Annotated in this window: 9 protein-coding genes and 1 other RNA gene; 3 read left to right on the top strand and 7 right to left on the bottom strand. The window is 61.3% G+C overall.

Going from position 1 to position 12,689, the window contains the following annotated elements:
- The first annotated feature begins 3 nt into the window (after positions 1 to 3).
- Positions 4 to 1,050: a LacI family DNA-binding transcriptional regulator gene (locus ACILSL_RS06695; protein ID WP_395731226.1), complete on the top strand. Its 1,047-nt coding sequence runs from the start codon at positions 4 to 6 to the stop codon at positions 1,048 to 1,050.
- 86 nt (positions 1,051 to 1,136) lie between these two features.
- Here ACILSL_RS06695 and ACILSL_RS06690 read toward each other — a convergent pair whose 3' ends face one another.
- The 4 genes from ACILSL_RS06690 to ACILSL_RS06675 are packed head-to-tail and all read right to left on the bottom strand — an operon-like array spanning position 1,137 to position 6,096.
- On the bottom strand, positions 1,137 to 2,555 hold the full coding sequence (locus ACILSL_RS06690; RefSeq protein ID WP_395731225.1) for an FAD-dependent oxidoreductase: 1,419 nt from the start codon (positions 2,553 to 2,555) through the stop codon (positions 1,137 to 1,139).
- A gap of 49 nt (positions 2,556 to 2,604) precedes the next feature.
- Positions 2,605 to 4,401: a M3 family oligoendopeptidase gene (locus tag ACILSL_RS06685; protein ID WP_395731224.1), complete on the bottom strand. Its 1,797-nt coding sequence runs from the start codon at positions 4,399 to 4,401 to the stop codon at positions 2,605 to 2,607.
- Between the two features lie 7 nt (positions 4,402 to 4,408).
- Positions 4,409 to 5,440 (bottom strand): PfkB family carbohydrate kinase, encoded by a 1,032-nt coding sequence (locus ACILSL_RS06680; protein WP_395731223.1) that lies wholly within the window; start codon positions 5,438 to 5,440, stop codon positions 4,409 to 4,411.
- Positions 5,437 to 6,096: a bifunctional 4-hydroxy-2-oxoglutarate aldolase/2-dehydro-3-deoxy-phosphogluconate aldolase gene (locus ACILSL_RS06675; protein WP_395731222.1), complete on the bottom strand. Its 660-nt coding sequence runs from the start codon at positions 6,094 to 6,096 to the stop codon at positions 5,437 to 5,439. Before ACILSL_RS06675 ends, ACILSL_RS06680 begins: the two co-directional genes overlap by 4 nt.
- Before the next feature lie 132 nt (positions 6,097 to 6,228).
- On the opposite strand from ACILSL_RS06675, the gene ACILSL_RS06670 reads away from it, so the two are divergent.
- Positions 6,229 to 7,533: an ATP-dependent 6-phosphofructokinase gene (locus tag ACILSL_RS06670; RefSeq protein ID WP_395731221.1), complete on the top strand. Its 1,305-nt coding sequence runs from the start codon at positions 6,229 to 6,231 to the stop codon at positions 7,531 to 7,533.
- 157 nt (positions 7,534 to 7,690) lie between these two features.
- On the opposite strand, the gene ACILSL_RS06665 is transcribed toward ACILSL_RS06670, so the two are convergent.
- Together ACILSL_RS06665 and ACILSL_RS06660 are read right to left on the bottom strand one after the other, a co-directional pair.
- Positions 7,691 to 10,021, bottom strand: coding sequence for a sialidase family protein (locus ACILSL_RS06665; RefSeq protein WP_395731220.1), 2,331 nt, complete (start codon positions 10,019 to 10,021; stop codon positions 7,691 to 7,693).
- 204 nt (positions 10,022 to 10,225) lie between these two features.
- Complete coding sequence (locus ACILSL_RS06660) at positions 10,226 to 11,356, bottom strand: metallophosphoesterase (protein WP_395731219.1); 1,131 nt, start codon at positions 11,354 to 11,356, stop codon at positions 10,226 to 10,228.
- A 140-nt stretch (positions 11,357 to 11,496) separates the two neighbouring features.
- On the opposite strand from ACILSL_RS06660, the gene ssrS reads away from it, so the two are divergent.
- A non-coding RNA gene (ssrS, locus tag ACILSL_RS06655) (6S RNA) lies at positions 11,497 to 11,678 on the top strand.
- 70 nt (positions 11,679 to 11,748) lie between these two features.
- Here ssrS and ACILSL_RS06650 read toward each other — a convergent pair.
- The gene (locus ACILSL_RS06650) at positions 11,749 to 12,642 is read right to left on the bottom strand and encodes a polysaccharide deacetylase family protein (protein ID WP_395731218.1); all 894 of its coding nucleotides are present in this window, start codon (positions 12,640 to 12,642) and stop codon (positions 11,749 to 11,751) included.
- Between the last annotated feature and the right edge of the window lie 47 nt (positions 12,643 to 12,689).

Here is a 12,689-nt window from a genome sequence, read left to right as displayed (position 1 = left end):
ACCATGCCCGCCACCGCCGCGCCCACGCTCAAGGACATCGCCCGTGCGACGGGATTTTCGCTGATGACCGTGTCCCGCGTGCTGCGGGGAGCGCCGAAGGTGTCGGCGGAGAAGCGTGAGCTGGTGCTGAAGGAGGCGAAGCGGCTGAACTACCAGCCGGACCCGCATCTGGCGCGGATGATGCAGGTGGTGCGGGGCAAGAAGCAGCAGCGGGTGCGGGCGGTGATCGCGGTAGTCCGCGAGCATGTGCCGCAGGATGAACTGCTGAGCCCTTCGTACCAATATGTGCCGATCGAGGACATCCGCAGCCGTGCGCATGGCCATGGCTATGCGGTGGAGGAGTTTTGGCTGGGGAAGGACGGGCTGACGCCGAAGAAGCTGCAGAAGATCCTGCATGCGCGCGGCATCGAGGGCGTGATCGTTTCACCGCAGAGCATGCAGCTGCCGTGCAGCAAGATGGATTTTTCACCGTTTGCCGCCGTGACCTTTGGCAATGCGATGAGCAGCCCGGCGCTGCACATGTGCGCGGGCAACATGACGCTGGGGATTCACATGGCGGCGGATCAACTCAGTGCGCGAGGTTACAAACGCATCGGCGTGGCGGTGACGAAGTGGATCGTGAACCGCTCGCAGTTTGGCTACAGCGGCGGTTTGTTTCACTGGCAGCAAAGCCTCGCGCCGGAGGACCGGGTGCCGCTGCTGCTGTTTCCGAGCAATGACATCAGCAAAGGCTTTGAGGCTTTTGCCAAATGGATGCGGGAACATCAGCCGGATGCGCTGATCACCTTTGACACGCATGTGCCCCACTGGCTGCGGCGGCTGGGTCTGCGTGTGCCGGAGGACATCGGCTTTGTGGTGCATGACTGGACGCCGAGGATGCAGGAGTTTGCGGGCATCTACCAGCAGCGCGAACACCTCGCAGCGGCAGCGGTCGACTTGATCGTCACGCAGCTTTCCCAGCATGAGCATGGAGTGCCCGCAGTGCCGCGCCAGATCATGATCCCGCCCAAGTGGGTGGACGGGCCGAGCGTGCGGGGCGTGAGAGAGTAGCGACCCCATGCAGCAGGCGCAGATTATTTGTGCGTCTGAGGGGATCTGTGAGCGCTGATCAACGGACAGCAACTGTGTCCATCGTACTAGATGCGCTGGCCCATGGATTTTAGTTTGGCTTCGCCCTCGCTCCAGGGAACTTCGTGGGGCATGCGTTTGGAAGTGGCGGCGAGAGCGGCGATGACGCCGGCACCTTCGCCCATGCCGACGGCATTGCCTGTGACGCGGTAGCTAGAGTGCGCGATGAAATCGCCGCTGATGCAGCGACCGGCCATCATGAGGCCATCGACATCTTTGGCGATCAAGGCGCGCAAGGGGATGTCGTAGGGCTTCACTTTGATGTTGGTGGAATGAATCGCCGCTTTCTGATTGAACTCCGCGGTGGTGGCATGGATGTCCACGCCGAAGGTGGCACGCACGACGGCGTCATCGTAGCGCGCGCCTTTGATGAGGTCTTCCTTGTTCACGAGGTAGCGACCGACGATGCGACGGCCGTCACGCACGCCGATCTGCTCGGCGGTGGCGACGATTTGGATGCCCTCCCATGGGCCACCGAGACTGCGCAGGCCATTGACCATGAGATGCATCTCCGCACGGGCGCGCACGGTGGCGGCGGTGATCTCGGCGGCGTCCCAGGGCTTGATGCCGAACTCCTGATTCATCATGGCGAAGACGAGATTTCCGCTCACATGCCAGAGTGTGGCACCGGCGTAGGAGGGGAAATGGCCGGTGCTGACGATGGCGTCCTTGATGCGCTTTTTCTTTTCACCGTCCGTGTTTTCGCCGGGCTTTGGCTGGCCAAAGCGCACGAATTCACGCAGCTTTTCGACATCTTTCACCACCAGCAGCGCATTCAGAGACAGAGGCTGGCAGGGGCACTCGGCAGCTTCGCCAATTTCGAAGGCGCAACCCGCTTGAAATCCGAGATCGCCATCACCGGTGGTGTCGATAAAGACTGGGGCTTTCCATGCCTGGCGGCCAGATTTGGATTCGGTGACGATGGTGGTGAGGCGCTTGCCTTCGCGGAAGGCGGCACACACCTTGGTGTGATACTGGAATTTGACACCGGCCTCCATGCATAGCTCTTCCAGCAGCAGTTTCAGCGCCTCAGGATCGTAGCAGAAGCGGCTCATGCTGGTGGAGTTCGCACGGGCGCCACGGGCATCCAGCTTGTCGCGGAGTTCCTTGGCGAAGCCGGGCTTGTTGAAGTCGAGGAAGTAGCCGAGCAGGCCGGCCGTCCAGATGCCGCCGAGGCAGCCGCGCCACTCAAACAGGCGCACTTTTGCGCCAGCGCGTGCGGCGGTGATGGCGGCCGTCACGCCCGCAGGGCCGGCACCGCAGACGATGACATCGGCATCCTGCGCCAGCGGGATCTCGTGGGCGGGTTCGGCGAAGACGCCTGCTTTTGGAGCCGCGTCTGCCGCTATAACCGGGCTCTGGCTGACCGCGCCACCGGCGAGGGCAGCGTGAAGGAAATGACGGCGGGAAACGGGCGAGGGTTTCATGGGCCCACTAACACGAAGAGCCGGGCATTGAGCTATCAAGGACTTGCTCTCACTTCAGCGCCTCATAGGCAGCGAGCGTCGGTTCAATGGCTTTCAGGGCCGTGGCCCAGAACTCCGGCTGGGTGATGTCTTCACCGAGGCTTTGCTTCACGACTTCCTCACAGGTCGCGCTGCCGGTCATGGAGAGGAAGGCCTCGTAGCGTGGCAGGAAGGCCGCGCCTTCGGCTTTGAAGCGTGCGAACAGAGCCTGGCTGAGGAGGTAGCCGAAGACGTAAGGGAAGTTGTAGAAGGAGACGCCGGTGATGAAGAAATGCATCTTGTAGGCCCAGAACATGGGATCGGTGCCGTCATCGAGGAGGGTATCGCCATAGAGCTTGCGCTGTGCTTCGTTCATGAGCGCGCTGAGGCGGCTCACGCTCACCTCACCGCTGGAGCGCTCGGTGTAGAAGGCTTTTTCAAACTCGTAGCGCATGGGGATGTTGATGAGGTAGGCGTGCGCGCGGAGCATTTCCTGATCGAGCAGGTAGGCCTTGGTGGCCTCGGTGATGCCGGGATTGGTCATGAGGCCGTTGAGGAGGATCATCTCGCCAAAGTTTGACGCCGTTTCCGCGAGGGTCATGGGGTAGTTTGCCGCAAAGGAACGCGCGGGGCGCAGGACGCAGGAATGCCAGGCATGGCCGACTTCATGGGCCAGCGTGACCATGTCATGCACGGTGCGGTGGAAGGTCATGTAAACGCGTTCTTCGCGCTTGAGCTGGGAGCCGGTGCAGAAGGCGCCGGGGCGCTTGCCGGCACGGGGCTGGGCTTCGATCCAGCGCTGCGCGAGCATCTCGCGGAAATATTCGCCGAGTTTTGGATAGGCGGAGGTGAAGGCGTGATCGACCGTGGCGCAGGCTTCGTCCCAGGTGAGCTCTTTTTCATCCGGGGCGGCGATCTGGGGGGCTTCGAGATCGAAGTAATGCAAGGCGGAGGTGCCTTGCAGCTTGGCGGCTTTGCGCAAGGCGCGGCGTGGGAGCTCGATGTGCGTGTGGATGGCCTCCAGCATCGCGTCGAGGGATTTGCGGCTCATCGCGCCATCAAACAACGGGGTGTCGAGGAAGTGAGTCAGGCCGCGGCGGCCGTAGAGGCTGAGGCGCGTGCCGGCGATGCCGTTCAATCCGGCGGCGAGTGTCACGGCATGATCGTTCCATGGCTTCTGTCCGTCATTGAAAGCGGCCTCGCGCAGTTTGCGGTCGGGTTCGGACATCAGTGCACGACGGCGTGACATCGGCACGATTTCCTTGTGGCCGTCGGGGAAGGTCATCTCGAACTCCATCTTGCCAGTGAGGGTGTCGTAGAGACGGCCCCAGGCGTGGAGGCCGTTGACGTTGAGATCGGCGGCGAGGGCCTCCATTTCCGACTTCATCTGGTGCTGGCCTTCGTGACGCATGCGCTTCACAGCGTGTTCGGCATTTTTCAAAGAGGGATCGGCGAGCAAGGTGGCGAATGCGTCATCACTCAAAGCCGCCAGCGCCGCACGCAGCGAGGCCATGAGCTTGGTGCTTTCGGCTTCGAGCGTGGAGATCCATGCTTCATCGGCCTTCACGGCCTCGTCGTTGGCGTCATCTGCGGAGAGACAGCCGAGATAGGCGGAGAGGTGGCCGAGGCGATCGCTCAGCGATTCCAGGGCGTTGATGACGCGGGCGATTTCAGCGGTGTCGGCACCGAGAGCGGCGGCCTGTGTTTTGAGCGCCTCGACATCATGCACGAGCACGGCTTTGAAGTCGGTGTAGTCGGGAGCGCCGAAGGCCGAGAACCAGGATTCGAGGGACCAGCGGTCGGGATGGGTGGTGGCAGAGTGGGACATAAAAAAATCAGCGGCTGACGCGGCCTCCGCCGTCGCCTTGCATGAGGGTTTCGATTTCGGCGCGGGTGCTGTAGTTGTAGTCGCCCTCGATGGAGTGGGCGAGGCAACCTGCGGCGGTGGCAAAGGCGATGGCGGTGGGAGGCGGAGAGTTTTGGAGGAAGGAGAAGAGGAGGCCGGCGGTGAAGGCATCACCGGCACCGAGGCGGTCAATGATCTGGGTGATGGTGTAGCGCGGAGCGGTGTGCAGGGTGCCGGTGGCAGCTTCGTAGAGAGCGCCGCTGAAGCATTGCGCGGCGGAGGTGCTGCCATCGCGCAGAGTGAAGGCAGCGTGGGTGAGATTGGGGAACTGGGTGATGATCTGCTGCGCCAGCGTCTGAAGATCGGCGCTGTGCTCGATGCCGAGCATGGCGGTGGCATCGCTGATACCGCCGACGAAGATGTGCACGAAGGGAAGAAGCGATCTCATGGTGCGGGTGGCGAGATCGCGGGCGCTCAGTGGCGGGTCCCAGTGCCAGAGTTTGGTGCGGTAGTTCATGTCGCACACGACTTTGATCTGACGGCGTGCGGCTTCCTGCACAGCGACGAGCGCTACTTCGGCGGCGTTGCGGGAGATCGCGGGCGTGATGCCGGAGATCACGAAGCATTCGCAGCCGGAGAAGATGGCGTCCCAGTCGTAGGCAGAGGCTGGTGTGATGGCCACAGCAGAGCCGTCGCGATCATAGATGACATTGCCGCCGCGTTGATTGGCACCGTGTTCGAGGAAGTAGGTGCCCAGGCGGCCTTCAAGCGTGCGCAGGATGTGTTTTGTTTCGACACCGAGGCTGCGCAGATCGGCGATGCAGGCATCCGCGATGGCATTTTCAGGGAGTGCGGTCACAAAGGCCGCATCAATGCCGAGGTAGGCCAGTGAAGCGGCGATGCTGGCCTCGGCTCCAGCAAAGCTGGCATTCAAGGCGCCTGGCATGGCCTGCTGAAAACGTGCGAATCCCGGCGTGGCGAGACGCAGCATGATTTCGCCGAAAGTGACAACGCGGCTCATGGACGGACTTGCTTGACAATGTCCGTGGCCTCACGCGCCAGCGCGGTGATCACATCCCACCCGCCTCTGGCCACAATTTCTTTTGGTGCCAGCCATGAGCCACCAAGGGCGAGCACCGCAGGTTCGCGCAGGTAGTGTGCGGCATTGGCAGCTCCCACGCCCCCCAGGGGAATGAACTGTACGCCGAGATGCATGAAGGGCGCCATGATGCTGCGCAGGTAGGCCAGACCACCACTCGGCTCCGAAGGGAAAAATTTCAGCAAACGGCACCCGGCTTCGAGTGCGATCTCAATGTCTGTGGGTGTGCAAATGCCGGGTGCGAACGGCAGACCGATACGAACCGCTTCGGCCACGACACGTGGATTCATGCCGGGAGCCACGCCAAAGCTTGCGCCAGCCTCCTTGGCCTCGTTCACCTGCTTTGGCGTGAGGATGGTGCCCACGCCGACGGTCATCTCCGGCACCTCGGAGCGGATGCGCCGCAGTGATTCCAGCGCCGCATCGGTGCGCAGCGTCAGCTCGATGCCGTTCACGCCGCCTGCGAGCAAGGCCTGCGCCAGCGGCACGGCATCCTCCACACGGTCGATCATCAAAACGGCAATCACGCCGGTCTGGTGGAGTTGCAGACGGAGGCTTTCGGGAAAGGCGGTGCTCATGGCTGGAAGCAGGAGGGGATGCGTGCTTTTGCAACTGACATGTACAGTTAGCGAAAAGCCAATTGTGTCTGGCGAGTGCTACGAGGAGCGGGAGAATGGCACTTCTCCTGCTTTACACCTTACCGACCCGCCATGACCCCTGCCCCTTCCGACACGAGCATCCCCACGCTCGGCCCCTGTTTGATTCATTCGCCCCTGCACCGAATCGGCGGAGTGGAAGCCCCCTACAAAACGGACGCGGTGGACCGCATTCTGTACCACAGCCATCTGCTCGAAGACGGGCGTGATGTGTCAAAGCCGAGCTACGAAGAGGCGGGGCCACGGGAGATGATCTACTTTGACCCGGCCAAGACCACGGTCGGCATCGTGACCTGCGGCGGTCTGTGCCCGGGCTTAAACGACATCATCCGTGGCATCGTGAACCGCTGCCATCAGCAATACGGCGTGGCACGCGTGTATGGATTCCGCTACGGCTACGAGGGGCTGGTGCAGCGTTTCGGCCACACACCGCTGCTGCTGAAACCTTCGTCCGTGGAGCAGGCGCACCATTTTGGCGGAACCCTGCTAGGGAGTTCGCGCGGGAAGCAGGACATTGGGGAGATGGTGGACACGCTGGAGGACATGAAGGTCGATATTCTTTTTGTGATCGGCGGTGATGGCACGCTGCGCGGTGCGGCGCAGATCGTGAAGGAAATCGAACGACGCGGACTGAAAAAGGCGGTCGTCGGCATTCCCAAGACCATCGACAATGACATCAGTTTCCTCGACAAGAGCTTCGGCTTTGAAACCGCCTTCGATGCCGCCGTGCAGGCGGTGAAGTGTGCGTATGTGGAGGCCACCGGCGCGGTGAACGGCGTGGGTTTGGTCAAGCTCATGGGGCGTGATTCCGGCTTCATCGCGTGCTATGCCGCACTGGCGGGCAGCAACGTGGATTTTGTGCTGATTCCCGAGGTCCATTTTGAACTGGACGGCGACGGCGGCTTTCTTGAGTTTTTGCGCCAGCGGCTGATCAAGCGCGGCAGCGCTGTGATCGTGGTGGCGGAGGGGGCCGGGCAGCACCTCATGCAGACCGGCGATGACACCGATGCGAGCGGGAACAAGCGGTACGGCGACATCGGCCCCTTTTTGAAAGACCGCATCAATGGCTTCTTCAAAGAGCGGAAGACCGAGGTGAATCTCAAATACATCGATCCGAGCTACATCGTGCGCAGCGTGCCGGCCAATGCCCAGGACAATGTGTACTGCTCACGCCTGGCCCAAAACGCGGTGCATGCCGCCATGGCAGGCAAGACCAACATGCTGGTGGGCCGCTGGCACAATTCCTTCGTGCATCTGCCGCTGGAACTCGTGATCCATGGCCGCCGCAAGGTGGACCCGACGCAGGAGCTGTGGCACAGCGTGCTGGAATGTACGGGGCAGCCGATGGTGATGAAGTGATTTCTTCGATTTTCTTCTTCGTCGCACTCCTTCTCTCACTCCCGGTGGCCCGGACTCCGGGAGGAGGAGTATGAGTAAGAGAAGGAGGAAGATTTTGGCGTTTCGCCCGCGCTATGACTTTACGCGGGCACCGGGCTCCTGTCGCGGAGCGAGAAGGCTACTTTAGTGGTGGCAGCTTGGCGCTGTAATGCACGGCGCGGTGGCGGTTGTCGTCGAAGGCGAAGTGGAGCCACTGGCCGTCTTTGCTGACGAAGCCGTCGGGGTAGTTCATGCGGCCTTTGGGGCCATCGACGGATTCCTGCTGGAGGATGCGCTGGTAGGGCCAGGTCTTCATGCCGTCAAAGCTGATCCAGAGGGCCATGGGGCTGCGGTGCTTGCTGTTGGGATTGTGCAGGATGGCGACACGATCTCCGCCGAGATTGTAGAGGGTGGTTTTGCTGCCGGGATTAGGGATCTGCGTGATGGAGGCGAACTCGGGCCAGGTCTTGCCGCCGTCTTTGCTTTCCGCTTTGTAAAGCATGCCGCCGAGGCCGTCGGCGCGGATGACCATGGTGATGCGGCCATCGGGGTGCTCGAAGAGATCGTTCTCCGCCCAGCCGAAGTAGCGGCTGTTGGGCGTGAGGCGGATGTTGCCATGCTCGGTCCAGGTTTTGCCGCCATCGCTGCTGATGAGGACGCCGTTGCGTGGGTTGGTGAAGTCGCGATCGAGGGGCGCGCGATCCTGCTGATCATCGGGGCCGATGTAGTGCTGGAAGGGAATCATGATGCGACCGTCTTTGCAGACGATGTGCTTGCGGATGAAGGTGCGCTCCTTGAGGCGACCGGGGACTTCAATGGGCTTGCTCCAGGTCTTGAAGGAGTCGTCGCTGGTGAGATACCAGGAGCGCCAGTCATTGGCCCAATGCTTGGAATGGGTGGAGAAGAAGAGGGTGCTGCGCTGGCCGAGGATCATGAGTTCTGTGGGGCCCTGGCCGATGGTTTTGCCTTCGCGAGGGAAGCCGACATCGAATCCTTCCAATGGGGTCCAGGTCTTGCCCATGTCGTGGCTGCGGGTGACGCCGGTGTAGTTCAGGGGGCTGGGCTCGGTGTCACCGCCAGCGAGGATGAAGAGAATCCAGGAGCCGTCGGGCAGTTCACGCAGGGTGGTATCACATACCATTTTGTTGGGCGTGATGCCGTCATACGGGATGCTTTTGAAGTCCTGCTTTGCATCCTCAATGGCCTGCGCGGCCCATACGGGGTCAGGTGTGATGGACTTCGGCAGCTTGGGTGCATGTGCTTTATTGACGACGGTCTTGCCGACCGTGGCGCGGCGTTTGATCTCCTCGGGGTCCATTGTCAATTTGCCGATCTCCGCCTGCTTCTGCATGGCCTCCTCGGTGAACTTCACATGCAGGATCTCGGCGTCGGTGTGGCGGTTCCAGTCATAGAGGATGTGGATGTCGCCATTCGGGGCCTGGAAGCCATCGGGGTAAGAGACTTCCGCGCGATCGTCGATGAGGAAGCCTTTGCCCCAGGTCTTGCCATCGTCGTCGGAAAGGAAAGCTTTCAGGTTGGAGCGGCGTGGGAGCCGCAAATTGATGGGGCCGTTTTTCACCAGGAGGAGTTTTCCTGAGGCGAGGCGGCGGATGAAGAAGCGGGCGCTGGGATTTTGGATTGCGGAGGGCTGGGGCTCGCTCCAGGTGGTGCCTTTGTCGGCGGAGGTGCTTTCACTGATGCCGTCCTTGGTGCGGGCAAGCATCCAGAGGCTGCCGTCTTTGCGCTCGACGATCATGTGCTCATCGAAGTCGGTGCGTGGAAAGACCACGCCGCCGCGGCGGGTCCAGGTCTTGCCCTGATCGGTGGAGGCGAAGACATTCGCCATGCGGATGACGTCGAGGTCTTTGTGCGCTTCCTTGTCCACGCCGGGGCCGTGCATGCGGTCGCGGGTCCAGAGAGCGACGGGGAGGAGCCAGTCGCCGTTGGAAAGAACGGTGGGCTTGTTGAGGGTGCAGCCATGGGCGAAGCGCGTGGGGGCGGTCCACTTGGGTTCGGCGGCATCGGGGTCATCACAGCGGATGTACCAGTCGCCGCAGCGGCCGTCGAAGTAGCCGAGGCTTTGATCAAAGAAGCACCAGAGGCGGCCGAGGGGATCGGTCCAGAGGTTGCCGACGAGGGCGCGGCGCTCGTATTTGACGCCATTGAGTTCACCGTCCTGGGGATCAATGACGACGCGAGGCTTGGACCATGATTTGCCATCGTCCTCGCTGGTGGCGAGCATGAAGAAGCCGTTGGGCGAATCACCGTTGCCGACCCATGCGGCCCAGAGGCGGCCCTTGGGTGTGCGGTCCATGCCGATGATCATGTTTCCGGAGCGCTTCTCGGCGTCGTACTCGGGGCCGGGCTGCGTGTTGATGGCCGGTGGTTCCAGAGCGAGATCGAGCAGGGCTTTGTCCTGAGCGGTGGCTTGCAGAGCAAGCAGGGAAAGAAGCAGGAGCGTGTGTTTCATGGTTGGATGTGGAAGAAGAACGCTGCCGGGGGCGGGGTTCATGGGCTGGAAGGAGAAATCAAGGTGTTATGTTACCACATTCGAACACGATGGACACACGACCCAGCTCCGCGAGGCCGGAATTCCGGGAAGAGGAAGACCCTGGTGCAGCATGCCCGCCATGGTTTGCGCAAATGCCGGGGGCATCTCGGCGGAGCGAGATGGCTACTGTGCGGAAGGCTGTTTTCCAGGCACGTTCTGGGCATCGAGGACTTTCCCGGCCAGGCTCTTGATCTCGATCTTCATGGGCGATTTTGGTTTGAAGGTGAGCAGGATGTAACTGTGCTCGCTGGCGAAGAAGGCGGACTTGGGATCGGGATATTTGTCGCCGTTGCCCTTGAGGGCGGTGTTGTAATAGGGGAAGCCGTCCACCATGGCGCGCTCCGCGAAGTAGCCGAAGCCGGTGATGACGGCGGTGCCGCGCTGAAACAGGCGGCCCCATTCGCCTTTCAACTGGCTGCGCATGGTGGCGTTGCGTTCGTTTTGGATGCTGATGGTGTGACCGACATGTGGCTGCGCCATCTGCTGGCGATACCAGGTGAGTTGAGCGGAACCCTCTTCGAAGGGGTGACCGGTCTGCCATGTGGTGCCCATGTCTTGAATGTGCTCGAGGTCGAGCGCGAGGAAGCGTGCCTCGAAATCGGGGAAAGCGAGCGTCCAGTTCCACTCATTGCCGGGCAGCGCGAAGAAGTCCCGGTAGGCTTTTGCCTCGACGTCATAGACGGCCTCGGGTGGCGGCTTGGGGCCGCGCGAGCGGATTTCGCGGTCGTGATTGCCGAGTACTGGCATGAAGGGTGTACTGTGGAAGAGTTCTGGCTGTGAATCGATCAAGGCGCTGAAGGCCTTGGTGCCTTCCCTGCCCTGCTGGTGGAGGCTGCTGACGTTGTCGCCGGCGGTCATGAGCACATGCGGATCGTCTTGGATCAAGGCGGCGAGGTCCGGCTGGGCGAAGCCCCAGTCGCCAACGACGGCGATGCGCAGTTCTTTGGCGGGCATGGCTTTGAAAGTGTGAACCGCGGATGTCTCAGCGCCTGAGCGCACCTGGTAATGATACGTCACGTCTTTCCCGGGGATCGGGATCTCGATGTGATGCAAGGTGACCTGCTCCGCTTTGGCCACCTTGCCGCCGAGTATGGCGCTGGTCCCAAAGGACACCTCCGAATCGGCGGGCTGCGCGGTCTCCCAGTTGACTGTGATGTGGCTCGGAGTCTCGCGCTGAAAACTCAGCCAGATGCGCTGGATGGCGGCGGCTTCAGCGACGGAGCCGAGCAGGAGGAAAAGGAAAAAACGCGTCATGATTGTAGGAGGAAACAAACGCATGCCATGCATGGATTTCTCCGATGAAGACAAGCGACACAGCTCTTGATCATGCCCATATCTCAGGATACCCTTTGCCCATCTTGGTCCGGTGTTTTGCTGCGGCCTGCTCTTTGAAACATTTCCTGCGGTGTTCGTTTTCGAGCTTTGTGGCCCGGCCCGATTCATCAACTGCGGGGGCTACGCGCTGAAGTGACATGTCATGCCTTCACTGGAAGACAGAGCTTCATCACGCGGGTTCCCACCTGGTCTCATGGGATACGTGAGCCCTTTGTATTCGGACGGCACAGGCGGGTCTGAAAGCGTCCCGGCTCCGCCCGGGGCGCTTTCTTTTTTTCAGCGCACAAGGCAGGCATGCCTTGCTGCTGCCCTCAAGCCTTCGGCTTCTTCTCCGGCAGCGGCTTGGGATCTTTGTCGCCGATGGTTTCAGCGGGACGGATGATCACGCCGACGGGCATCGAGGCCTTCTCCATGTTCAGGAGCTGGCTGACGGTGACGAATTGATAACCTTTGGCTAGAAGCTGGTCGAACATCGCCGGCATGGCGGTGATGGTGGGCGAATGGATGTCATGCGAGAGCATGATGGCTCCTGGGTGAGCGCCATTGACGAGGCGGCTGGTCACAGCGGCCACACCGGGACGGCGCCAGTCCTGGGGATCGACCGACCACATGATGGTGGAGTAGCCAAACTCGGTGAACATCAGGTTTTTGATGCGGGTGTTGATGGCACCATAAGGCGGACGCACCAGGTGGGGGCGAACTCCGGCCACTTCGAAGACGGCGTCTTCGGACTTTTTCAGCTCACTGCGGATCTGCTCATCCGAGCGGCTGGTGAGGCTGCAGTGGGTCCAGGTGTGATTGCCGATTTCATGGCCTTCTTCAATGATGCGACGCACGATGGCGGGATACATCTTCACCTGAGCACCAATGAGGAAGAAGGTGCACTTGATGTTCCGCTCCTTGAGGATGTCGAGCAGTTTGGGGGTCAGGCTTGGATGGGGGCCGTCATCAAATGTCATCGCGAGCGTCTTCTGCGCGATCTTGACGGAGGAATAGGAGAGGCGGACGCCAGCAGGAGGCACCACGGGCATGGAGGAAGGATTGTTCAGCCGCTTCACGAGCGGATTTTCCTTTTCCTTCTCTTCGACGAGCGGCAGCGCTTTGCGCGCCTCTTCAATGGCGAGTTTGTCCGGCTTTGCAGCCTTTTGAGTTGTACAGCCCGACTGGCCTGCCAACATGATGCCAAACCAAATGCTAAGATACATGCGTGGGGGGATCACAAGAGGTGGAGATTAAGGGGTGAAATTCATCT

Origin of the sequence: Prosthecobacter sp., assembly GCF_044222345.1 — a bacterium.
Lineage (GTDB): Bacteria > Verrucomicrobiota > Verrucomicrobiia > Verrucomicrobiales > Verrucomicrobiaceae > Prosthecobacter.
Note: the sequence above shows the minus strand (reverse complement) of the source record. Positions and strands in the feature narration are given on the sequence as shown.

What these genes read in the sequence shown, in the direction of transcription:
- ACILSL_RS06695 (WP_395731226.1), top strand. Translation starts at nt 4, where the DNA reads ATGCCCGCCACCGCCGCGCCCACGCTCAAGGACATCGCCCGTGCGACG.
- ACILSL_RS06690 (WP_395731225.1), bottom strand. Translation starts at nt 2,555, where the DNA reads ATGAAACCCTCGCCCGTTTCCCGCCGTCATTTCCTTCACGCTGCCCTC.
- ACILSL_RS06685 (WP_395731224.1), bottom strand. Translation starts at nt 4,401, where the DNA reads ATGTCCCACTCTGCCACCACCCATCCCGACCGCTGGTCCCTCGAATCC.
- ACILSL_RS06680 (WP_395731223.1), bottom strand. Translation starts at nt 5,440, where the DNA reads ATGAGCCGCGTTGTCACTTTCGGCGAAATCATGCTGCGTCTCGCCACG.
- ACILSL_RS06675 (WP_395731222.1), bottom strand. Translation starts at nt 6,096, where the DNA reads ATGAGCACCGCCTTTCCCGAAAGCCTCCGTCTGCAACTCCACCAGACC.
- ACILSL_RS06670 (WP_395731221.1), top strand. Translation starts at nt 6,229, where the DNA reads ATGACCCCTGCCCCTTCCGACACGAGCATCCCCACGCTCGGCCCCTGT.
- ACILSL_RS06665 (WP_395731220.1), bottom strand. Translation starts at nt 10,021, where the DNA reads ATGAAACACACGCTCCTGCTTCTTTCCCTGCTTGCTCTGCAAGCCACC.
- ACILSL_RS06660 (WP_395731219.1), bottom strand. Translation starts at nt 11,356, where the DNA reads ATGACGCGTTTTTTCCTTTTCCTCCTGCTCGGCTCCGTCGCTGAAGCC.
- ACILSL_RS06650 (WP_395731218.1), bottom strand. Translation starts at nt 12,642, where the DNA reads ATGTATCTTAGCATTTGGTTTGGCATCATGTTGGCAGGCCAGTCGGGC.